Origin of the sequence: Sinosporangium siamense (assembly GCF_016863435.1) — a bacterium.
Classification (GTDB): domain Bacteria; phylum Actinomycetota; class Actinomycetes; order Streptosporangiales; family Streptosporangiaceae; genus Sinosporangium; species Sinosporangium siamense.
In genome coordinates this window covers 45895-67843 of record NZ_BOOW01000032.1, presented here as the reverse complement: position 1 = coordinate 67843, position 21949 = coordinate 45895, and the positions used below count along the sequence as shown (strand labels likewise).

The following is a 21949-nucleotide window of genomic DNA, read 5'->3' as shown; positions in this document are numbered from 1 at the left end:
GAGGAGCCACCGCCGGCATGGAGAACCACTGTCTCGACCACCGCGTGCACGCGTCCGCGATCCGGGAGGCCAAGGAGAGCGACCTGCCGATCATGCAGGACATCGAGCGGTCGCTTGGTGACGCCTTCCGTGCGATCGGCATGGTCCGCGTGGCCGAGGACGAGCCGCTGCCCATCGACGTGCTGCGGGAATACCAGGCCGACGGGCGGGCCTGGGTCTATGTCGACGCCGACGACCGGCCTGTTGCCTACCTGATAGCCGCCGTCGTCGACGGCGACGCGCACATCGACCAAGTGTCGGTGCGCCCCGATCACGCCCGCCGCCGGATCGGCCTCGCGCTGATGGAGCACATGATGGACTGGGGTCGTGCCCAGGGGTGCCCGGCGGCCACCCTGACCACCTTCGTCGAGGTCGCGTGGAACGGTCCTTACTACGAGCGGTGCGGGTTCCGTTACCTCGGCGACGAGGAGCTCACCCCTGGCCTGCGGCGCATTCGGGCCGCTGAGGCGGCCCACGGCCTGGACGAGTGGCCGCGCGCCTGCATGCGCCGCGAGCTGTGACTGGCGATCCCACGCATCGGCCCTCACGGTGCGCACATGAGCCACACATAGGCCCTGCGTGAGCCGTCACTTGGGTCACACATAACGTTGCCGAAGCCCGAGATATCGGCAATCTTCCCCGGCTTTCGGTCGAAAATCCCCAAGATCCCCTTATTATGCGCGAGTGGGTAGAACACCATCACCCACAATTACGGGAAACACGGGGAACACATGAGTTTTAGACTGATACACGGGGAGAAACCACGGGGGTTCGCCGAAGAGCTGGAGGACTACTTCTCTCTCTGGTCGCAGCGCACAGGGATCACCGTCGAGGTATGGGCCACCCCGCAGCGCGCCCTGCCCAACGGCGTCGGCGAAGTCGTCCTGACGATGATCCACGAGGCGTTGGACCATGTGGAGAATCACAGCGGCGCGAGCACGGTGTCGATCGCGCTCACAGCGAACCAGCGTGCCGCATACCTTACGATCAGCGACGACGGCGACCAAGAGCCTGCCCAGAAGGACATGATCGCGGATACGGTGACGATGGCCGGCCTGAGCGAGTTGGGCGGCACGCTCACGATCAACAGTGTGCCGCAGGCGGGCACAACGCTGAGTGTGTCGCTGCCATACCCGGCGGCCCCGCCGTGCGCCTCCTGATCACGGCCTCACACTCGCCTGCTGCGCCGTACCTCGGCTGAGCGGGACTGCGTCTCGCCGGCTGTGCCGTACCTGCCGGAAGGGTGGTGCGTCCTCTTTCAGGGCATCACAGCTCCTCAGCGGTCGGCGGCCGGCGAGGTTCCGCGGTCGGATGGGGGATCTGACCGCCGGATCTCGTTCCCATCATGGGAAATCGTGCGGTTCCGCCAAGAGAGGCGCGTCGGGGACGCCCCTCCTGGTGAGCTACGACGTACGATCGACCGCATGGCCGAAATGACCGAAACCACGCCCGGTTGGCTCTCTCGTGATGAGTTGGAGCTGACTCGTGCACGAATGCCGATTCTCTACGTCGACGCCGTGCCCGTTCGCGTAGATGCCACGGGTGTGGTCACGCATGTCGGTCTTCTGCTGCGCATCGGATCGGATGGCACGGTCACCCGGGCGCTGGTCTCCGGTCGTGTGCTCCATCAAGAGCGGGTGCGTGACGCGCTCTTGAGGCATCTGGAGAAGGACCTCGGACCTCTCGCGTTGCCGCAGGTGCCGACTTCGCCGCAACCTTTCACCATCGCCGAGTACTTCCCCACGCAGGACGTGACGCCCTACCACGACCCCCGCCAGCATGCGGTGTCGCTGGCGTACGTGGTGCCGGTGACGGGTGACTGCCGGCCGCGGCAGGACGCGCTCGATTTGGTGTGGTTCTCCCCTGAGGAGGCGTCCTCCCCGCTTGTGCAGCAGGAGATGGCGGGTGGCCAGGGCACGCTGCTGAAGCAGGCCCTCGCCTACGTCGGCTGCCTGCGCTGACCGGCCGGCGGGCCAGGCGAGCCCGCCGACCGGACACGTGTGCGGACTTATCCGTACGCCGCCAGAAATGCCCCGATGCTTATCCGTAAGCCGCCAGGAAGGCCCGCACGGCTTGATCGGCCCGCTGGTCGATCTCGGCGTCGGTGAACTCCTCTGGCAGTCCGCAGAACATGGCTCTGTTCATGGGGATCCACAGAACCAATCCGGCGAAGTGGCCCGCGGCGGCTTCCGGATCGTCCACTTTGAGCGGGCCCTGTGCCGATGCCTTGCGCAGGGCCGTCGCCACGGTCTCAAGGCCGAGGTGGAACGCCTGCTCCCAATAGGTGCGGCCTAGAGCGGGGAAACGCTCGGCCTCGGCCATCACGAGCCGGCGCAGCTGAAGGACCTGTGGGTCGCGCAGCATGACCAGCAGGCTGCGGGCGAGTTGCCGCAGGCCGTCGCCGAGATCGTCGGCATCCTCCAACGCCGCCGCAGCCGATCGGTTGCCCTCGGCGATCGGCCCCATGAGGGCCGCCACCACGGTCGTGAACAAGTGCTCTTTGTCGGTGTAGTGCTTGTAGACGGTCTGTTTGGACACCTTGGCCAGGGCCGCCACCTCGTCCATGCTGCAGCCCACATAGCCGCTGCGCAGGAACACCGTGGTCGCCGCCTCCAGGATCTCGCGGTTCTTGCGGGCTGACCGGGTCTCCACCCTTGCCTCCTGCACTGTCCTCCTATCTCCCTCTGCTTGAACAGATAGTACTAGACGGACCAGTACCCAATTGGGTACTGTACAGTCTAGTTCCAAAGGAAAGGCCCCCATCATGGCACCCACCAAGCCAGCCGCCGGCAGCCACAGGCGAGAGCACACCCCCGTTGGAAGGACGTCAGTGACAGAGTCAAAGGTCATCTCACGCGACGGCACCGAGATCGCGTTCGAGCAGGCCGGCAGCGGCCCGGCGCTGATCCTGGTGTCGTCGGCGCTCGCGGACCGATCCGACGCCAGGAAACTCGCCGCCCTGCTCTCCGAGCACTTCACCGTGATCAACTACGACCGCCGCGGCAGAGGCGCGAGCGGCAACACCAAGCCCTACGCGGTGGAGCGCGAGATCGAGGACATCGCCGCCCTGATCGACCACGCGGGCGGGTCGGCCTCGGTGTTCGGCAGCTCGTCGGGCGCGGTGTTGTCTTTGCGCGCCACGGCGGCGGGGCTCGCCGTCAGGAAACTGGCCGTCTACGAGCCGCCGTTCGCGGTCGAAGGCCACGGGCCGCGCGAGACCGGCGGCGACGGTTTCGGCCCGCCCGCGGGGTTCGGCGAGCGCATCGCCACTCTGCTGGCGCAGGGACGGCGTGGCGACGCCGTCGCGTCCTTCATGTCCGACACCCAGGGCATGCCGAAGTTCATGATCGCCATGATGCGCTTGATGCCCGGCGTGTGGTCCAAACTCAAGAAACTGGCGGAGTCGTTGCCCCACGACATCGCCGTCATGGGCGACACCCAGCAGGGCAGGCCGCTCGCGGCCGACCCGTGGACGTCGGTGGCCGCGCCCGCTCTGGTGCTGACCGGCGGCAAGAGCCCCGCCGGGTTCCACGACGCCGCGCACGCGATCGCCGAGCTGATGCCCGAGACCGACCACCGTGTCCTCGACGGTCTCAACCACGGCGCCGTGATGATGGCACCCAAGAAGCTCGCGCCCGCGCTCATCGAGTTCTTCTCGTGACGAGGTGCGGAATCCCGCCGCTTCGCACCTCCCTCGGGGGCGTCAAAGGTGATAGGCGTACTCGCGGAACTCCCAGTCGGTGACGAACGTGGGGAAGCGCGCAAGCTCATTGCGCTTGTACATGAGATGAGCCGTCGTGAACTGCTTGCCGAGAATCTCCAGCAGGTCGCCGTCCGCCTCGAAGGCGTCGAGCGCGGCGGGAAGCGACATGGGGAGCATGGCGGCCTTGGCCGGGCGATAGCCGTACCGCGCAGGGGCTTTAGGCGTTTCGAAGGGGCGGCCCGCCTGGCTGTGCCGTACCCGCCGTTCCCTCACGTTCCGGGTTTGAGATGTGCAAGGTGGATCAAGAACGCGATTGGCATCACACGAATGCCCGTTGGGCGTGTTTCATCCTCCGAGTGAAGGCGGAAGATTTCCCGCTTAAGGAATACTGATGAGCAGTGCACAACACTCGGACCGAGGAGCAGATGTGCCCTCGCACTACTCTCTGACGGAGACCGAGGCCGCGGTTGATCGCCGCCTCGGCCCGATCCCGATCAAGCGTGAGGCGCTTGTGGCCGTTTCGAACCTGCACAGAGCGGCTGCGGCGGTCAGACAACACTTGGAGAACTCCGCACTACGCTCCGCCGACCTCACGTGGACGGCGTTTGTCGTGCTATGGGTGATATGGATCTGGGAGGAAATCGAGACTCGGCACGTGGCGGCGGAGGTGGGCATCTCCAAAGGCACGCTCACCGGCATCATCAAGACTTTGGAGTCCCGCGGCCTGGCCGTCCGTTCACAACACCCCGAGGACGGCAGGCTGGCGCTGCTCAGACTCACCCCCGAGGGGGTCGCGCTTATGGAGCGTCTCTTTCCTGAATTCAACGAGGAGGAGGCGTTCGTCGTCGAACAACTCGAGGCTGAGGAGTCGCTACGGCTCGCCGACACGCTGCGCCGCATCATCACCCATCTGGAGGAGCGCGGGGAGAAGCGCCGTGAGCATCTCCGCAGCATCCGGCCCGTGCCACCGCGGAAAAGCGGGCGCCGCCCCGGCTGATCCCAGCTTGCTTTCATAAGCCCGTACATTCGGGGTGGGAAAACTCACCGTGCCTGCGACGGCAATCTGCATTTTTCCCACCCCGGGGTGCAGGAGCCGAGCTCGGCCTTCGCGCGGAGATCCCCCTCGGCCGCAGCCCGCCGGAGCCACATCTCGATTTCCGCGTAGAGCTCCTCCTCCTCGTCGTAATCGCCGGAGGTGCGCTCCTCAAGAAGCGCGGCCAGGGCGAGCATCGACGCGATGTCCCCGCCTTCCGCGGCGGCGCGGAGAACGCGCTCGTCCATGCGTGTGTCCTCTCACGGGAAGGAACGATTTCCGTGGGTCACGCTATTAGCACCTGTGATTTCCGGTGGGGAAATCGCTCCCAAGACTCGGACCGGCAGCTCGGGCCACCTCTCCGCAGCCGCTCTGGCCTGCTGTTTTCCGCCGGTGAAGGCTCGGCGCGCACATGCGCGCGAGCGGGAACGGGTTCAGGGGCAGGGTTCGGAGGGGTCGTCTTTGCGAAGACGGAGGATGCCCGACGACCTGCCGTCTGGGCGCCCCCGCGGGCTCGCTCATCCGAATGGATGACGCCGATGGCAGCAGGCGATGTTACGAAGGCTGTATGAGAATCCTCCTGGTCGACGACCACCCGGTTGTCCGCGCCGGCCTCGCGGCGATGTTGTCGGCGCAGGGCGAGTTCACCGTGATCGGGGAGGCGGCGGACGGGGAGGAAGCCGTACGGCAGGCCGCATGGCTAACGCCGGACCTCGTCCTGATGGACATTCAAATGGGCGGCGGAATCGACGGCCTGGAGGCCACCCGGCGCATCATGGCTCTCCCGGACGCCCCCAAGGTGGTTGTGCTGACCACCTATGACTCCGACGCCGACATCCTGCGGGCGATGGAGGCGGGGGTGAGCGGTTATCTTCTCAAGGAGTCGCCGCCCGAGGAACTGTTCGCCGCTCTCCGCACCGCCGCCACCGGGGAGACCGCGCTTTCCCCGCCGGTCGCCTCCCGGCTGGTGCAGCGCTACCGCAGTCCGCAACTCGCGCTCAGTGGGCGGGAGATCGAGATTCTGGAGCTGCTCGCGGCGGGGAAATCCAATCGCGAGATCAGCAAGGCGATGTTCATCAGTGAGGCGACGGTCAAAACCCACCTCGCGCATGTCTACGACAAGCTCGGGGTCGACAGCCGTACGGCGGCCGTGCGCTGCGCGGTGGACCGCCGGCTGATCCGCCTCAGCTGACAACCGGCGGACACGGAGCCGGCGGACCGGTCGGGGAGTTCGGTGGGATCGGTGATCCGGTTCTGCCAGTTCCCGGGGATGCGCGGTTTTCGGATTTGAAAGTGCGCCTCGCCCGCCAGTCCCTCCCCGCCGAACGGCAATTGCTCGACGAGGTCTCCCCCGACGACGGCCCGCCGGAAGTGTTGCGCAAGGTGTTCTCCGGAATGGCGGGCGCGCTCAGCGATGCGTCGCGGGTGGTGGATGCGGGGTATGTCCGCGCGACCGAGGACATCGTGACGTTCACCCTGACTCCGGCACCCGATCCGTTCCCCTACCGTTTCCTCCACATATCCGATCTGCATGTCAGCGACCCCATGCTGAACCGACAGGTTTATCCACAGCCTGTGGAAATGGGATCGGCGGACGCGCTCACCGAGTTTCTCGCCCAGCTTCCCGACCGTGTGAACAACACCCTCTGAACACTCCAAGCCCTCGCGCTCGTAATTGCGCGGGGGCTTGGCGCGAAGGTCTCGCGTGGCATTCGTCTCCACCCACGAGACCCCTATGTACGGCGAAGCCGGGTCGTGGGGCGCCGCTCCCGTGGGGCCTAGGCCGTCACGTGTGCGCTGGTGCGCTTGCGCTGCCAGATGTTGTCGACGGCGAACGCCCCGCCGCCGCTGAAAGCGATCATGAGGCTGGCCGCGGCGAGGGTGAGGACGAACTCGTAACCGCCGTCCGCCACGATGAACCCGTTGCCGCCGTGCACGAAGAAAATCGCGCCGAGCATTTGCAGCGCGAGCAGCACCCCCACGAAGGGAAGCCCGGCGCCCACGATGAGAGCGATGCCGCCGACGACCTCAAGGGTGGCGACGGCGGGGGCCGCCAGGCTCGGGAGGGGCACGCCCATCTGGGTGAAGAACGCGGTGACCCCGGAGATGCCGTTGTCGAGGAACTTCTGCAGACCGTGGACGAGGAAGACCACTCCCACCGTCACTCGGCCGATGAGCAATGCGTAAGGGCGCGCCTGGTCGAGCATCTGTTCTCTCCTCATCTGTGCTCGCCTTCCGGGTCTTTGGATCCCGGGAGGAGCTGTGCGGCTGGGCAGGAGGTCGGTCCGCCCAGCCGCACGCCGGAGTGGGCCCGGTTGCTCCCCCGGGCCGGCGGGGGGCACGGCCCGGGAGTTGTTCTGGTGTGTCGGCTCCAGCCTCTCCGGCGGGCGCGCCCGGCGGTTCGCAAGGACGGATGACCGGCAATCATCCGAAAGGATGACCCGCTTTCCCGCCGATGCCGCTAGGCAATACTTGAGGAAACCCACGGAAAGCCAGGAGCAGCATGAGCGTCATTTCTCTGCGACGGCCAGCGATCTTCGAAATGAACTTCGAACGCCTGGTGCACCTGGGATTCTTCGCCACCTTGGCGGCGTCGATCGCGCGGGTGACGGCGATGAACGGCGCCATCCCGGCGTACAAGGCTGCGCTGGTCGTGCTGTTCGCCGTGGTCTACCTGATGGGGATGTTGTGGGCGAAGCCCGGATGGCAGCGGTGGGTCTGGCTGGGCGCGCTGGTGGCCAACTTCACCGCGCTCAGCACCGACACCGCGTGTTTCAGCTGGTGCGCCGTGCCGCTGTTCTTCGTGGCGTGGAACGTGCTTCCCATGAAATATGCCATCCCCGTGGTGGCCTATCTCACGCTGGTCGCCGCGGTGGTCAGCGAGATCAACGCGAGAAGCAACTGGGATCCCAGTCCCGCTTTGGCGCCTGTGGCGATAGCCGTCATGAGCATGTTCAACTATCGCCGTCTCGACCGTGAGAACGCCCGCCGGCAACAGCTCATCGACGACCTGATCCGCGCCCAGGACGCCCTGGCCGAATCCGAACGCGCCGCGGGCATGCTCCAGGAGCGTGTGCGCCTGTCCCGTGAAATCCACGACACGCTCGCCCAGGGCCTGTCCAGCATGCACATGCTGCTCAGCGCCGCCGATCAGGAATGGGCGGACTCCCCAGAAAAGGCCCGTGCCCACGTGCGCCAGGCCGCGGCGGCGGCCCGGGAGAACCTCGCCGAGGCCCGCCGTTTCGTGCACGACCTCACCCCGCCCGCCCTCGACGGCCGCTCCCTCCCCGACGCGATCCGCAAAATCCACCCGCAGGCCAAACTGAGAATCGAAGGCACCCCGAACCCCCTCGACCCGGCCACCGAAACCGAACTCCTCCGCATCGCCCAAGGCGCCCTCGCCAACACCGTCGAACACGCCCACGCCACCACCGTCGTCATCACCCTCACCTACCTCCCCGACACCGTCACCCTCGACATCTGCGACAACGGCATCGGCTTCGACCCCACCCGCCCTCGCCCCGGACGCAACAGGGGGTACGGCTTGCGCGCGATTCACGAACGCGCCAAGGCCATGGGCGGCACGGCGACCGTGGACAGCGCACCTGGTGAGGGGACGGTGGTCGCGGTCTGCGTCCCGATCAAGGCACGCGGCATGGCAGCCGTGGTTTAACGAGCCTCCCACTGCGAACGGCCCGAATTTCGGCGGGGGATGCGGTAAAGCGACCGGCCACACACAAGACGGGGGCCTTTATCGCGGAGGCCGTCCACAATCACCCTCCCATCATGGGAACGTTGCTCCGTTTTCAACTACGGCATCGAGCCCACAAGTTTGGCATGTTTTCCACTCCCCAGGTGCCGACAGCCCCTTCAAAGGGAGTGCTCGTTCGATATGTTGCAATTCGACATCGACCAAGACGGCACCATGGGCCCAATCGATCAGCATACACGCAGCCACCTGCAGATACACTGGCAGTCTGCATTTCAAGCATCACCCCGGCCGCCACTCACAACAAGCCCTTAGCCGTATTCTCGCGATCACCAACCGTGCCGAAATTCACGCTCAGCGCACACAAGGCTCCATTCGGCGACCGGTCAGCACCCGCAGGATTCTGAGTCCGGCTCAACACGGCATAGTATGAGGGTTGCTCGCAACAGGCGATGTAACCCGGTGGAAACAATTCCACCCGTTGTTACATACTTGCGCGAATGGGGCTACCCTCATGAACCATATAGATCTGCGATGGATGGCCCTAGGCCTGCTCACCCTGGCCTTGCTCGGCGGATGCACACAGTCCGACCCGTCGGGACGCCCCACCGCCAAGGCCGCCGTGGACGCATACGTCGCCGGCCTCAACGCTCGCGACCCGCATGCCCTCCGGCAACTGGCTCCCCCCGGCAACGACGCGGAGTCAGACATAGCCCGCAGGCTCGCCACCCACGGAGGCCAGAACATCGCCATCACCTCCGCTGACCTCACCAGCGACGCGACCCCCGACGGGGTCTCCGCCCGCCTGCGCGGCAAGGGCACCAAGGGTGCCTACTCGGAGATCCTCGTAGTGGCCCGCTGCGGCGACCTGTGGTGTGTGGCCCTGGGAATGGCCCCTTCATACCGCGCCCCCGCACAGATCCACCGCCCGTGACCCACCACCGGTCAGAGCGAGTTAGACCACCCCGGTAAGCCTCCCGGAGATCAGCTGGGCCGCCGCGCGCGGCCACGTCGCGATCGACTGCCTGATCCGGGGAGTGGCCGGCGGCCTCCGCCTACGCGAACAGCGCCCCCAGGCCTCGTTGCCTCTCACCCGCGCGAACGCCTGGCCGACCGTTCCGGCGGGCCTTCTCGTGCCGGCTGCCGCCCCAACGACCGAGGAGCCGTTCGACTCCGCTGTCCACGGCCTGATCTCCGCCGTGGCCAAGGACCGGACGAGCGCTCTCGCCTCGGCGGATCGGCACGCCGAGCTCCTTCGCGAACGGTTCAGCCGAGCCGGCAGTGCCGATCGGCGGAGCGAGGAGATGCACTTGTGGACTCGCTCCCACACGCTTCCATAAATCGTGACAGTGCGTGAGAGCCGATCACACTCGGCGAGTGAATACGGACCGCCGCCCAGGGTGAACTAAAACCCTTTATGTCCGACCAAATTTCCCCTATCCGGAAATTCAGGCTTCCAACATCACCCAGCGTGATGTATCCGTCACTTTACCACGTCCTCTATAGGACATGTCCTAAATAGGACATCTACCACCAATAGACATTGGGACATCCGAGAATTAACGTGCATATCGTCGGTCGACCGCAGCCGTCATCTCCCTGATCCCACTCCGATTCCGCACTTTCGTCGGCGCTTTCCAAGAAAGCGCCTTCATCAGGAAAGGGCTGCAATGGCTCCCAAACGCGTCCCCATGGCGATAGGTGCTCTCCTCGCCCTCACCGCAGCCTTAACGGTCGCGCCAACCACCACCACTGCTTCCTCTTTCGCATATCTCAACGTCAGCCCCGTGGAAATTGACACGACCCCGGCCGGCGGCACCAGCACGGACACGCTCTATGTCAATTATGCCACCGGCAACAGGACCTTCGACGTCACCCACGAGAACAAGGGGACGTGCCTCTCCACTCACTTTGAAGAGGATATCCGGGGCGTTCCAGTGAGCTTCCCCGTTTCCGAGCGCCAGGTCAGCTGGAACGGAAACACTTACGAGCTCAAGAACATCCACTATCACGCCAAGGGCGAACACAAGCAGGACAACCAGCCCGATTACCCGGCTGTCGAAGCACACCTCTTGCACCAGGGCCCCGGCGGAGCACACGACCTTCTCGTCCTCGTGGTGCTCCTCGACGTCAACAACTCCCCGAGCCCCACCAACTCCGCACATGACGACCTGCTGGTCACGCCGCCCAACGAATGCGACCCCGCAATCAACAGGAACGTCAACCTGCGCGGACTGATTCCCACACAGCCGGCGTCCCCTGCACAGGCGGGTTCGTGGCGCTATGTCGGATCGAAGACGACACCTGAGACTCATGGCGGCTCCGACTATTGGTATCCGGTGCAGTTCGTCATCTTCAAGCAGCGGCAGACAATCACCCCCACCACTCTGACCATGCTCAGAAGCAGATGGTCCGGCCCCCAATTCAACGCCAAGCCCCTCACCGCCGCGACCCCCACCTTCTCCGAAACTCCATAGTCGCATCAAAGTCCACTTAACAAACCGTCCCTCCGGCATATCGGCTGCCGGAGGGACGGTTTCCGTGCTCGGTCGCAGGCCGGCGGAGAGGCTACGGAGTAAGCTTGTCAGGCCGCTCCGAGACCCGGATGGAACTGAGAATCGGCCTTCCCTTACGAGCGGTGAACCGCATATTGAGTTGACCGTCCAAAACCTTCACCGTATAGCTACGAACGGTAGCGGTACGGATCCCCACCTCCTGAGCGAGATCCAGGGCCGGTACAGCGATCTCCCCCTCGGCATAAACGTCGACGACCCGCTGTTCCGGACGCGCCCAGCCGGTTTCGGCGAAGCCGAGTTCGACCGTGTAGAACCCGACCGGCAGATTGTCGAAGCGATACTCCGACATCGACTCGCGAGCGGTCCTGAACAGCTCCTGGTCGGCGGTGTCCTTGATGGCCCGGGAGGTGGTCCGGGTCCTGTTCCGCGGAGCGAGGTAGCCGCTGCCGCCCGCCGTGTGGGCACGGTCGGCGCTCCACCGCTCCCCAAGAGAGTCGACCGTCTCTCGGGGGCTTCCGGCGTCCAGGGCGATGCGCACCCTGGGAATCACCATGGTCACGGGAATGCTCATCTCCGGCACGCGGCCACTGGCCGAGCGCAGCAGCACACGCTCGGTGCGCACCGCCCCGGCGGGCAGGCCGGTGCTTCGCGCGGTGACGGTCACCGTGGCCGAGGCGCCGGGGGCGAGTTCGCCGGCCGCCGGTGACACGCTCAGCCACTCCTGGCTCTGCGGGACCTGAAGGCTGTAGGCGGCGCGGGACGTGCCCGTGTTGGTGAGCACGAGTGTGCCCGTCCGGGTGGCGTCCGCCGGCATCACCAGGTCGAGTTCCGGGGCGGAGGCACTGATTTTCCCGGTGATCAGAGCCGCGTCGAGATATGCGTGAGCCCGGGCGCTGACGGTCGCGGGCTGGGTGAGGGAACCGTAGTTCTCCTTCGACATCGTGACCTGCTGATCTCCGACGGGCACCTGTGCGATGTAAGTGCCGTCGTCGATTGTCCTGGTCGTCACCTCACCCACCTTCACCGTGGCTCCCGCGAGGGGGCTGCCGTCGTTGGCGTCGGTGACCGTGCCGCTGAGAAAGCCATGGCGGTCGGTGGAGAAGGTCAGGCTCTGCCCGTCGGTAAGGGAACCCGTGTCGAACGAGTATTGAAAGGCCCCGTCGCCTTTGCCGTTCTCGATGCCGATGGTGGCGCCGCCGGCGGTGGCCATGTCGTGGGTGACACCGCGATAGCGGAAGCTGATCGAGCTGTCCTCACCGATGAGCGCGGAGAACGAGACCCGCTTGCTACGGTCCGCCGCGAAGGCGACGTTGCGCCATTCCACCACGAAGAACCGTTTGGGAGCCGTGCCGACGGTAGCGGTGTAGACACCGGCGCTGTCGTCTACCTTCAGCGCGTCCCAGAAGGGCATGATCGACCCGTTGGGCTCTCCCGGGTAGGGCAGTGGACGATTCTCATCGCCACCGCCATGGCCGACGAAGCTCAACCAGCCGCCGCCGTGGACCCAGGCTTTCCCGTAATAGGTCTCGCCATAGTGCACGATCGGAAACGGCAGCTCCACCGGTGCGCCCAGAAATTCGCTCGCGAACGTGACCTTGCTGGTCCCCGCGACATAGGGCTCACGCCCGCTCACACAGCTGTAGCCGAACGCGTCGAGACGACGGGGCACCGTGATGTCCTGCACCGTCGCCGCCCGCACCGCGACCGGCACCGACACCGGTCCCGCACAACTCTGGCGCCGCGGGGTGACCCGCAGTTCGAAGTCCCCCACCGGCATCGCCAGCCGATAGCGTCCCGCCGCATCGGTGACCGTGCTCGCCGAGGTTCCGGTCACGCTCACCACCGCCCCTGCCTCCGGTCCTCCCCCCTCGGCCGTGGCGGTTCCCGTCACAGGATGTGTGGCCAGCGCCTGGAGCGACACCTCGTGCCTGTGCGTCTGATCGGCCGCCACGGTGATGGATGCGGTGGCTTCGCCGTACCCGAGGGCCCGGACCGCGACCTGATAGGTGCCGGTCTTGAGGTACGGCAGAGCGAAGGCGCCGTTCGCCCCCGTCACCAGCGTGCGGTTCAGGGGCCCGGTGACAGTGATCTCCGCTTGGGCGACTGGGGTGCCGCCCGAGGTGACGGTGCCGGCGAGGCCGCCGGTCGGGCCGGTGGGGGCGTCCGACAGCAGGCGGTTGGCGTCGAGGCGCCCCTCGCCCCATACGTTGTTCCTGGCCGCGGTGCCGCCGCATGAGGTGTCGTCGACGTCGATCGCGTTGCGGGCGAGCATGTCTCGGGTGCCGGGGATATCCCTGCTCAGGCCCGGTGCGGCGGACCACAGCAGCGCGACGATGCCCGCGGCGTGGGGCGCCGCCATCGAGGTGCCGGACAATACGTGATATTCGCTCCCCGGCACGGACGAGCGCACATTGACGCCCGGTGCGGCGCCATCGGGCTTGATCTCGCCGCGGTCCCCCACTCCGCGGCTGGAGGACTCCGCGATCCGGTTGCCGGCGTCGAACGCGCCGACGCTGTAGACGTTGGGGTCGGCCGACGGGGATCCGCCGGTGTTGCACTTCGGCCCGGCGTTGCCCTGGCTGAACACGGGGAAGATTCCGGCGGACACCCAGGTGGCGACCACCTGGGTGTAGAAGGTGTGGAACTCCAGAGAGCTCCACGAGTTGTTGACGATGTGGGGCGCGAGGTCGGGGCGGGGATTTCGCCCGTTGAGGTCGGTCGGGGCGACCATCCACTGTCCGGCCTCTAGCAGCGCGCTCCAGTCGCACCCCCACGAGCAGGCGTTGGCCGCGATCCATTTCGCTCCCGGCGCCACGCCGATGGAGTCGCCCACCATGATGCCCATCGTGTGGGTGCCGTGGCCGTTGAGGTCGCAGGGAGAGCTCGTCCGGCAATGCCGGCGGACGTCGAACCAGTTGTAGTTGTCGTCGACGGTGCCGTCGGCCTTCCGGCCCCGATATTGCGCGGCGAGGGCGGGATGGTCGACCTGCACGCCGCTGTCGATGTTGGCGACGACGATGCCTTCGCCGCGTGTGCCGTACTCACTCCACACGCGCGGGGCGCCGACGCGGTCGATGTTCCACTCGACGGCGTTGACCTTGGGCATCCGCTCGCCCGGTGCCGCCTTCGGCGCGGGGATGGTGCGATCGAGTTCGACACGCCGCACCTCGGGCAGGGCCGCGATGTCGGCCGCCAGGTCGGCGTCACCAGTGACTTTGACCGTGTTGACGATCCAGAAGGGGGTGAACTCCGCCTTGCGCGTGGTGAGCAGGGTCCGCAAGGTGCGCTGGGTGGTCTCGGCGTGTGCCGTCTTGGCGGTGAAGACCCGCGTCGCCTTGTCGGCCTTCGTCGTGGCGCCGGCGGTCGCCGCACGGAGATCGGCCTCGCCTTTCAGGTGCACGAGGAAGGAGACGGAGCCTTTGGCCAGTTTGGCGGCCAGTGCCGTATCGATCTTGCCCGTGGCCGGGTCGGGCGCGGCCTGGGCCACCGCGTGGGGGGTGAGGAAGGTGACGGCGGCGAGTGCGACCACGAGCACCGCTCGCCACCGTCGAAGAAAGCGTGACATGGACAATCTCCTTGGCGCGCGACGGACCGCAGGTGGGTCCGGGGCAAGCCCCCGGACCCACCGGTCTACGGGGCGGTCTTGTCGGGCCGCTCGGTGATCCGGATGGTGTTCACGATGGGTGTGCCGGTGCGGGCGGTGAAGCGCAGGTTGAGCTGACCGTCGGCGACCTTCACGGTGTAGCGCCGCACCGTCGCGGTGTCGGCGCCGGCCTCCTGCGCGATGTCGAGCATGGGCATGGCCAGCCGTCCCTCGGCCAGGACGTCGAAGACGTGGCGGCCCGGCGGTGCCGTACGTGTCTCGGCGAAGCCGAGTTCGACCGTGTAGACGCCCACAGGCACGTTGTCGAAGCGATATTCGGTCATCGCCTCGCGGGCGGTCTTGAACAGCGCCTCGTCCCGGGTGCCGCGAATCGTCCTGGTGGTGGTGAGGGCCTTGGTTCGTGTTCCCATGTAGCCGTAACCACCCGGGCTATAGGCGCGGTCGGCCACCCAGCGGTCACCGTAGGAGTCGGCGATCTCGCGTGTGCCACCCGCGTCGACCGCCGTCTGCCACTTGGGCACCGCCATGGTCACCGGAATCTCCACCTGCGGAGCCCGGCCGCTGGCCGATCGCACCACCACTTTCCCGGTGCGATAGGTGCCGGGCTGCACTCCGGCGCTGCTGACGCCGACCGTCACGTCCACCGACGCGCCGGGGGCGACCTGCCCGTTCGCTGGTGTCGCGGTGAGCCAGCCCCGGGCCGGTGCGGTGGTGACCGTGAAGGCGGCAGCGGACGTGCCGACGTTGGTGAGGGTGACGGTGCGGCTCGCCGCGGTGCCGGTCGGCGGCGTCAGGTCGATCTCGCGCACAGAGGCGCTCACACTGCCGGTGACCAGGGACGCGTCGAGGCGGGTCCAGGCTCCGAGGCTCACCGTGGCGTTCTGCGTGGTCGTGCCGTAGTGCTCACGTGAGATCTCGACTCGCTGGTCGCCCACGGGGGCGTAGCCGAGGTAGGTCCCGTCCTCCCCGGTCGTGAGTATGGCGTCGCCGGCCTTCACGGTGGCTCCCGCCACGGGTTTGCCGTCGCCCGCGTCGGTGACGGTGCCGGTGAGCAGCCCGTGCCGGCCAGGGGTGATGGTCAGGGTCTGGCCGTCGGCGAGCGCCACCTGGTTGTGGGAGAACTGGAAGGCGCCGGTGCCGTCGGCGTTCTCGATGCCCACGGTCCCGGTGATTCCGGTGGAGACGCCGGTGGTGATGCCGCGATAGTGGAAGCGGATCGAGCCGTTCTCCCCGAGCAGCGCCGAGAACGACACGCGCTTGCTCGGATCCGCGTGGAAGTAGAGGTCGCGCCATTCCACGATGAACGTCCGGCTGGGCGCGCTCCCCTGGAGCGCGGTGTACACCCCGGATCGTTCGTCCATTTGGAACTCATCCCACAGTGGATAGATCGCAGCATTGGGCGCGCCGGGTGAAGGAAGCGCGGAATCACGCCATCCTCCGTTGCCGGCGAAGCTCATCCAGCCGTTGAAGCCGATCTGACCCCCGCTGTAGGCCTGGTCGTAGAAGGGGAACCGGAAGGGCAGCGAGAACGGCGCCGAGGGCTGCCCATGCACAGTGACCGGAAGCCGGTTAGTCCCCGAAGGGAAGGACCTGTCGGTGCCGACGGCACACCCATATCCAAAGGAGTCGGTACGGCGAGGCACGGTGATGTCCTTGCTCACCTCCCCGTTCACCGTGACCGGCACCGAGATGGGCACCGTGATGGACGCCGCACAGCGGGCGACGCGCGGAGTGACGCGAAGTTTGTGCTCGCCTCCCTCCACCGAGAGGCTGTAGCGCCCCGCGGCGTCGGTGACGGCACTTGTCGTGGTGCCGGCCACGTTGACCGTGACCCCCGCCTCGGGTCCCATGTCGGTGGCGACCACCCCCGACACCGTGTGCACAGGCTGGGCGGTGAGCGCCACGTCGTGCACGGAGGTACGGCCGGCCGTGACGGTGACGGTCGCGGTGGCCTGGCTATATCCGGCTCGGCGCACACCGACCCGATAGTCGCCGGCGAGCAGGCGCGGCAGGGTGTAGGTGCCGTCCTTGCCGGTGACGACGGTCCGGTCCAGGGGACCGGCGAATGTGACGGTCACCAGCTCAAGCGGTGCACCACCCGAGGTGATCGTGCCCGAGATGCCGCCGACCTCTCCGCCGGGCGCGCCGCGCACCGCGGCGTAGGCGTCGAGGCGGCCCTCTCCCCAGACCCCGTTCTTGGTCGCGGTGCCACCGCATGTGGTGTCGCCGACGTCCACGGCGGTCCGGTCCAGCAGCCCCTTGGTGGTGCCGACATCACCTTTCAGCCCCGGAGAGGCCGACCACATCAGCGCCACGGTGCCGGCTACGTGGGGCGAGGCCATGGAGGTGCCGGACATGAGTCCATAACCACCTCCAGGTGTGGACGAACGCACATCCACCCCTGGCGCGGCGATGTCGGGCTTGACCTGACCGTCGGCCCCGGGACCCCGGCTGGAGAAGCCCGCGATCTGGTTGTTGAGGTCAAATGCACCCGTGCTGTAGGCGCCGGCCTCGTGTCCCGGAGAGCCGGTGCTGTAGCACCCCGGGCCCGAGTTGCCGTTGGCGAACGCGGGGAAGATCCCGGCGGCGACCCAGGCGTCGACCACGGACCTATACCAGGGGTCACCGGTGGGGCCCGACCACGAGTTGTTCACGATGTCGGGTGCCAGATCGGGGCGCGGATTGAGCCCGTCCCGGTCCGTGGGCGCGATCAGCCACTGCCCCGCGGCGAGCAGGGCGGTCATCTCACAGCTCCTCAGACCGCATGCTTTGGCCGCCATCCACTTGGCGCCGGGAGCGACGCCGACGGTGTCGGCACCCGACGCGCCGACCATCGTGCCCATCGTGTGGGTGCCGTGGCCGTTGGCGTCACATGGTGTCCCGCCCGCGCATTCGGCGGTCGCGTCGAACCAGTTGTAGGTGTGGTCGACGGCGCCGCCGGTCTTCCTCCCCCGGTATTGCGCGGCCAGCGCGGGGTGGTCGAACTCCACGCCGCTGTCGATGTTCGCGACGACCACGCCTTCGCCGCGTGTGCCGTACTCACTCCAGACGCGCGGGGCGCCGATGCGGTCGAGGTTCCATTCGACCCCGGCGACCTTCGGCTGCTGCCTGCCTTTCAGCGGTTGCCACAGGGGGATGACCCGGTCGGGCTCGATCCGCTCGACCTCCGGCAGCTTGGCGATCGAGGCGGCCAGGCCGGCGTCGCCCGTCACCTTGACCGCGTTGACGATCCAGAACGGGGTGAACGTCGCTTTCGTACTGCGGAGCAGGTCGCGAAGACCCGCCTGGGAACGTGTGGCGTGGGTGGTCTTCGCCTTGAAGACCTGTGTGGCCTTGTCGTCCTTGGTGGCGGCTTTGGCCGCCGTGCTGAGATCGGCGCCGCCTTTCAGATGGACGAGGAACGTCGCAGGCCCTTGGCCGAGAGCCGCCGACAGGGCGCTGTCGATCTTGCCCGGTTGGGGTGCGGCCTGGGCGACACCGTACTGAAGCGACAGCGCTAAGACAGCGGCGGTGCCGATCACGGCCGTTCGCCAACGCCTGGGAAAGCGTGGCACGTCGTGGTCTCCTTTAAAAAGGGGGAGGGTGTCCCGCCACGGCCTCGCTCACAGCATGGGCGAGGCCGCGGGCTCGTCTAAGGGGTGGTCTTGTCGGGCCGCTCGGTGACACGAACGGCGTTGACGACGGGGCCGCCGCGTTGCGCGGCGAAACGCACGTTGAGCTGGCCGTCGGCGACCTTCACGGTGTAAGTCCTGGTGGTGGCGGTGCCGGCACCGACGTCCTGGGCCAGGTCGAGGATGGGGACGGCGAGTTCTCCTTCGGCGGTGACGCTGAAGATCCGCTCGCCCGGACGCCTGTCGCGTGTCTCGGCGAAGCCGAGCTCGACCGTGTAGATGCCGTTGGGCAGGTTGTCGAAGCGATACTCCAGCAGCGATTCGCGTGCGGTTTTGAACAGCTCCTGCTCGCCTGTGCCGCGGATCGTGCCGGTGGCGGTGTGTGTGCCGCTCTGGGCTCCCATATATCCGTAGCCGCCCGGGGTGTAGGCGCGGTCGGCGCTCCACCTGTCCCCCAGCGCGTCCGTGACCTCACGGGTGCCGCCCGCGTCGACGGCGATCCGCTGCCCCGGCACGACGGCGGTCACCGGGATGCGGATCTTCGGGTTCCGTGCGCTGGCGGAGGTCACCACCAGTTCGCCTGTACGGAAGGAGCCAGGTTGCAGGCCCGCGGCGCTGCCCGTGACCGTGATCGTGGCGGACGCGCCCGGGGCGAGTTCGCCGCTCGCCGGGGAGACGCTCAGCCACCCCAGAGTCCGGTCGTGCTCCACGGTGAAGGCGCTCGCCGCCGTGCCCAGGTTGCTGAGGGTGAACGTGCCGGCGCGGGTCTGCCCACCGGGGACGACGACCTCCACCGAACTCCTGTCGGCGCTCACCCTGCCGGTCACCAGGGGGACGTGCAGGGGCGTGCGCTCGCCGACGGCGACGGTGGCCCGCCGGGTCACCGTGCCGTATTGCTCCATGGATACGGTGACCTGCTGTTCGCCGGGTGGTGCGTAGGCGGCGTAGGCGCCGTCCTCCGAGGTGGTGACCGTGACGGTGTCACCGATCTTGACGGTGGCCCCGGCCAGCGGGCGGCCGTCGTTGGCGTTGGAGACGGTGCCGCCGATCAGCCCGTGCCCTGCCGAGGTGAACGTCAGGCTCCGGCCGTCGGCGAGCACCGGCTTGTTGTAGGAGTAAAGGAACGACTTGTTGTCTCCGGCCTTGAAGCCGTTGGAGTGGATGGTGCTCATCCCCTCCATGCCGACCGTCGCACTGCCTCCACCGGCGAGACCGCCCGCGGTGCCCCGGTAGCGGAAACCGATCGAGCCGTTCTCTCCGAGGATCAGCGAAAACGAGATACGTTTCGTGAGATCGGCCCTGATGGCGACATTGCGCCACTCCACGATGTAACTACGCTCAGGGGCAGTTCCCACCCTGGCGGTATAAATCCCGCCTTGACCGTCCACCACGAGGTCATCCCAGAAGGGATAGATCGCGGGATAGCTAATGAGTTTGGTGGGAATACGATCGTTTCCTCCCACCGAATAGAACGCCGGCTGCTCCCCGAAGATCAAGAAACCGGAGGAGGAAAGCGTCGCCTTACGGTAGGAGCCTGTGTAGAAGGGGAATTCGAACGGCAACGTCACCACCGGCGCCGCGTTAGGTGCACCCGCCTGCCGCTCGGTGCCGGCGACATACGGCTCCGTGCCGCTCACACAGACATAGCCGAAGTCGTCGGTACGGCGTGGCAGGGCGATGTCCTTCGTCAGGTCCCCGGCCACCGTGATCGGCACCGTCGCCGAGCCGGCACATGTCGCGCCGGGCACGGTGACCTTCAGCCGGTGCTCGCCGTCGGCCACGGAGAGCCGATATGCCCCGGCCGCGTCGGTGACGGCGCTCACCGGGGTGTCCGCCAGGTGCACCGTCGCACCCGCCTGGGGCACGCCTTCCAGGCCGACCACTCCCGAGACGGTGCGGGCCGCCGCGGGCGGCAGTTCCACATCGTGCGTGACCGTCGCGCCCGCGGTGACGGTGACGCCCGCGCCCGCCTCCGCGTATCCGGCCTTCTTCACGATGACCCGATGTGTGCCCACCGCGAGCCGGGGGAACCGATAGGTGCCGTCCGCCGCGGTGACAGTCGTACGGTTCCCCACTGTGACCAGGGCTTCGGCGACCTTCGCGCCGCCCGAGGCGACCGTGCCGCCGAGGGCGCCGACGGCGCTGCGTGGGGCGTCGCGCACGGCGGCGTAGGCGGAGAGGCGGCCTTCGCCGTAGACGTTGTTCTTGGCCGCCGTGCCGCCGCAGCTGGTGTCCTCGGCGTCGATCGCGGTGCGGTCGAGCAGGGCGCGGGTGGCGGGGATGTCCCGGTAGAGGCTGGGAGCGGCCGACCACATCAGCGCCACGGTGCCCGCCACGTGTGCGGCGGCCAGGGAGGTGTCCGCCCATGTGCGATAACCACCGCCGAGTTGGGCCGACCGTACGCCGACCCCGGGTGCCGCGATGTCGGGCTTGGCCGCGCCGTCCTCCCCGGGACCGCGGCCGACCGCGGGAGGAACCACATTGTCGGGGCCGAACGCTCCCGCGGCGTAGCCGCCCGTGTATTGCCCGGGGGAGTAACTGGAGCCGCACTCGTAGTCACGCGAGTTGAGGCCGATGTCGAGTGCGGGGAAGATGCCCGCCGCCACCCACGCGTCGACGATCTCCTTGTAGAACCGGTTGTAGCCGGGCCCGCCGCCGGGTCGATGGCCCGCGGGCAGCCCCCAGGAGTTGCTGACGATGTCGGGGGCCAGATCGGGGCGGGGGTTGCGGCCCTGCAGGTCGGTGGGGGCGAGCATCCACTGCCCCGCCTCCAGCAGGGTGCTCGTGTAGCAGTATGTGCCCTCGCACCCCGCGGCGTTGATCCATTTCGCGCCGGGGGCGACACCGATCTGATCGGTGGCCGTGCCGCCGACCATCACCCCCATATGCGGGGTGCCCAGGGACGTGACGTTGGTGCACCGGGACGGCACCGGGGAGTTCGTGTTGCCGCATTCCCCGAAGTCGACCCTGTTGTAGTTGTGGTCCACACTTCCGTCGGCCTTCTTGCCGCGATATTGCGCCGCGACCGCCGGATGGTCGAACTGCACGAGGGAGCTGATGCTCCCGACGACGACGCCCTCCCCCCGCGTGCCGAACTCGCTCCACACCTGGGGGGCGCCTATGCGGTCGATGTTCCACTCGACCCCGTTGACCTGTGCCTGTGTCGTGGCGGGCCGTCCGGCGGTCCTCCCCCGGGGCTTCTCCAGCACCGAATCGGGCTCGATCCGCTCGACCTCGGGAAGCTTGGCGATCTCGCCGGCCAGGCCGGCGTCGCCCGCCACCCGCACCGCATTGACGATCCACAGGGGCGTGAAGTCCGCCTTGCGCCCGCTGAGAAGGCTGCGCAGCTTCGCCTGAGACGAGGCGGCAGCCGCGGTCTTGGCCTGATAAACCCGCGCGCCTTTGCCGGCCTTGGTGGCGGTGTTTCGCGCGGCGCCAAGGTCCGCGCCGCCTTTCATGCGCACCAGGAAGCGGGTCTTACCACCTTTGCTCAAGTCGGCCAGGAGAGCCTGGTCGATCTTTTGCGGGCCGGGCGGCGGCACGGCGTTCGCCGTCCCCGGGGGAAGCAGAATTGTAAAAGCGACAGCGGATCCCGTCAGGATCGTTCGCCACCGCCGGGGGGTGTGCGGCACACGAACTCCTTCAGCGCGAGCGGGATCGGACCGCCCTCGACGACACTGCACAATGATCTTCACAAGTCATGCGCAGAATCGTGGATTAAACGTATCACCGTT

17 protein-coding genes are annotated in these 21949 nt (G+C 67.3%); 10 read left to right on the top strand and 7 right to left on the bottom strand.

Features of this window, described 5'->3' with window-relative positions; all coding sequences use genetic code 11:
* Positions 1-17: 17 nt before the first annotated feature.
* From Ssi02_RS25425 to Ssi02_RS25415, 3 genes are all read left to right on the top strand, one after another.
* On the top strand, positions 18-560 hold the full coding sequence (locus tag Ssi02_RS25425) for a GNAT family N-acetyltransferase (RefSeq protein ID WP_204030011.1): 543 nt from the start codon (positions 18-20) through the stop codon (positions 558-560).
* Positions 561-770: 210 nt separating this feature from the next.
* Complete coding sequence (locus Ssi02_RS25420; protein ID WP_204030009.1) at positions 771-1199, top strand: sensor histidine kinase; 429 nt, start codon at positions 771-773, stop codon at positions 1197-1199.
* A 264-nt stretch (positions 1200-1463) separates the two neighbouring features.
* Entirely contained in the window at positions 1464-2000 is a 537-nt protein-coding gene (locus Ssi02_RS25415; RefSeq protein ID WP_275410745.1) for an NUDIX hydrolase family protein, read from the top strand.
* Positions 2001-2079: 79 nt separating this feature from the next.
* Here Ssi02_RS25415 and Ssi02_RS25410 read toward each other — a convergent pair whose 3' ends face one another.
* A complete protein-coding gene (locus tag Ssi02_RS25410; protein ID WP_239129651.1) occupies positions 2080-2691 on the bottom strand; it encodes a TetR/AcrR family transcriptional regulator in 612 nt (203 codons plus the stop codon).
* A gap of 178 nt (positions 2692-2869) precedes the next feature.
* Here Ssi02_RS25410 and Ssi02_RS25405 point away from each other — a divergent pair, with 178 nt between their 5' ends.
* On the top strand, positions 2870-3700 hold the full coding sequence (locus Ssi02_RS25405) for an alpha/beta fold hydrolase (RefSeq protein WP_239129649.1): 831 nt from the start codon (positions 2870-2872) through the stop codon (positions 3698-3700).
* A gap of 42 nt (positions 3701-3742) precedes the next feature.
* On the opposite strand, the gene Ssi02_RS38885 is transcribed toward Ssi02_RS25405, so the two are convergent.
* Positions 3743-4015 (bottom strand): glutamine synthetase, encoded by a 273-nt coding sequence (locus tag Ssi02_RS38885; protein WP_239129647.1) that lies wholly within the window; start codon positions 4013-4015, stop codon positions 3743-3745.
* 118 nt (positions 4016-4133) lie between these two features.
* Here Ssi02_RS38885 and Ssi02_RS25395 point away from each other — a divergent pair, with 118 nt between their 5' ends.
* Positions 4134-4739 carry a MarR family winged helix-turn-helix transcriptional regulator gene (locus tag Ssi02_RS25395; RefSeq protein WP_239129640.1) on the top strand — a complete coding sequence of 202 codons (606 nt, stop codon included), beginning with the start codon at positions 4134-4136 and terminating at the stop codon, positions 4737-4739.
* Positions 4740-4783: 44 nt separating this feature from the next.
* On the opposite strand, the gene Ssi02_RS25390 is transcribed toward Ssi02_RS25395, so the two are convergent.
* Positions 4784-5023 (bottom strand): hypothetical protein, encoded by a 240-nt coding sequence (locus Ssi02_RS25390; protein WP_204030005.1) that lies wholly within the window; start codon positions 5021-5023, stop codon positions 4784-4786.
* A gap of 320 nt (positions 5024-5343) precedes the next feature.
* On the opposite strand from Ssi02_RS25390, the gene Ssi02_RS25385 reads away from it, so the two are divergent.
* Positions 5344-5967 carry a response regulator gene (locus Ssi02_RS25385; RefSeq protein ID WP_204030003.1) on the top strand — a complete coding sequence of 208 codons (624 nt, stop codon included), beginning with the start codon at positions 5344-5346 and terminating at the stop codon, positions 5965-5967.
* Positions 5968-6068: 101 nt separating this feature from the next.
* Positions 6069-6425 carry a hypothetical protein gene (locus Ssi02_RS25380; RefSeq protein WP_204030001.1) on the top strand — a complete coding sequence of 119 codons (357 nt, stop codon included), beginning with the start codon at positions 6069-6071 and terminating at the stop codon, positions 6423-6425.
* Between the two features lie 128 nt (positions 6426-6553).
* On the opposite strand, the gene Ssi02_RS25375 is transcribed toward Ssi02_RS25380, so the two are convergent.
* Positions 6554-6997 (bottom strand): DoxX family protein, encoded by a 444-nt coding sequence (locus Ssi02_RS25375; protein ID WP_239129637.1) that lies wholly within the window; start codon positions 6995-6997, stop codon positions 6554-6556.
* A 320-nt stretch (positions 6998-7317) separates the two neighbouring features.
* Here Ssi02_RS25375 and Ssi02_RS25370 point away from each other — a divergent pair, with 320 nt between their 5' ends.
* The 3 genes from Ssi02_RS25370 to Ssi02_RS25360 all read left to right on the top strand — a co-directional run bounded on the left by Ssi02_RS25370 (position 7318) and on the right by Ssi02_RS25360 (position 10961).
* Positions 7318-8448 carry a sensor histidine kinase gene (locus tag Ssi02_RS25370; RefSeq protein ID WP_204029999.1) on the top strand — a complete coding sequence of 377 codons (1131 nt, stop codon included), beginning with the start codon at positions 7318-7320 and terminating at the stop codon, positions 8446-8448.
* Positions 8449-8998: 550 nt separating this feature from the next.
* Complete coding sequence (locus Ssi02_RS25365; RefSeq protein ID WP_204029998.1) at positions 8999-9418, top strand: nuclear transport factor 2 family protein; 420 nt, start codon at positions 8999-9001, stop codon at positions 9416-9418.
* Between the two features lie 853 nt (positions 9419-10271).
* A complete protein-coding gene (locus Ssi02_RS25360) occupies positions 10272-10961 on the top strand; it encodes a carbonic anhydrase family protein (RefSeq protein ID WP_204029996.1) in 690 nt (229 codons plus the stop codon).
* A 91-nt stretch (positions 10962-11052) separates the two neighbouring features.
* Here Ssi02_RS25360 and Ssi02_RS25355 read toward each other — a convergent pair whose 3' ends face one another.
* The 3 genes from Ssi02_RS25355 to Ssi02_RS25345 all read right to left on the bottom strand — a co-directional run bounded on the left by Ssi02_RS25355 (position 11053) and on the right by Ssi02_RS25345 (position 21847).
* The gene (locus Ssi02_RS25355) at positions 11053-14565 is read right to left on the bottom strand and encodes a S8 family serine peptidase (RefSeq protein ID WP_204029994.1); all 3513 of its coding nucleotides are present in this window, start codon (positions 14563-14565) and stop codon (positions 11053-11055) included.
* A 65-nt stretch (positions 14566-14630) separates the two neighbouring features.
* Positions 14631-18158 carry a S8 family serine peptidase gene (locus Ssi02_RS25350; RefSeq protein ID WP_204029992.1) on the bottom strand — a complete coding sequence of 1176 codons (3528 nt, stop codon included), beginning with the start codon at positions 18156-18158 and terminating at the stop codon, positions 14631-14633.
* A gap of 77 nt (positions 18159-18235) precedes the next feature.
* Positions 18236-21847, bottom strand: a complete 3612-nt coding sequence (locus tag Ssi02_RS25345) for a carboxypeptidase regulatory-like domain-containing protein (RefSeq protein ID WP_204029990.1) — start codon at positions 21845-21847, stop codon at positions 18236-18238.
* Between the last annotated feature and the right edge of the window lie 102 nt (positions 21848-21949).

Bases quoted from the DNA above. Each gene is read 5' to 3' on its own strand.
- Ssi02_RS25385 (WP_204030003.1), top strand. From the start codon at position 5,344: ATGAGAATCCTCCTGGTCGACGACCACCCGGTTGTCCGCGCCGGCCTC.
- Ssi02_RS25420 (WP_204030009.1), top strand. From the start codon at position 771: ATGAGTTTTAGACTGATACACGGGGAGAAACCACGGGGGTTCGCCGAA.
- Ssi02_RS25370 (WP_204029999.1), top strand. From the start codon at position 7,318: ATGAACTTCGAACGCCTGGTGCACCTGGGATTCTTCGCCACCTTGGCG.
- Ssi02_RS25355 (WP_204029994.1), bottom strand. From the start codon at position 14,565: ATGTCACGCTTTCTTCGACGGTGGCGAGCGGTGCTCGTGGTCGCACTC.
- Ssi02_RS25395 (WP_239129640.1), top strand. From the start codon at position 4,134: ATGAGCAGTGCACAACACTCGGACCGAGGAGCAGATGTGCCCTCGCAC.
- Ssi02_RS25415 (WP_275410745.1), top strand. From the start codon at position 1,464: ATGGCCGAAATGACCGAAACCACGCCCGGTTGGCTCTCTCGTGATGAG.
- Ssi02_RS25375 (WP_239129637.1), bottom strand. From the start codon at position 6,997: ATGAGGAGAGAACAGATGCTCGACCAGGCGCGCCCTTACGCATTGCTC.
- Ssi02_RS25365 (WP_204029998.1), top strand. From the start codon at position 8,999: ATGAACCATATAGATCTGCGATGGATGGCCCTAGGCCTGCTCACCCTG.
- Ssi02_RS25390 (WP_204030005.1), bottom strand. From the start codon at position 5,023: ATGGACGAGCGCGTTCTCCGCGCCGCCGCGGAAGGCGGGGACATCGCG.
- Ssi02_RS25425 (WP_204030011.1), top strand. From the start codon at position 18: ATGGAGAACCACTGTCTCGACCACCGCGTGCACGCGTCCGCGATCCGG.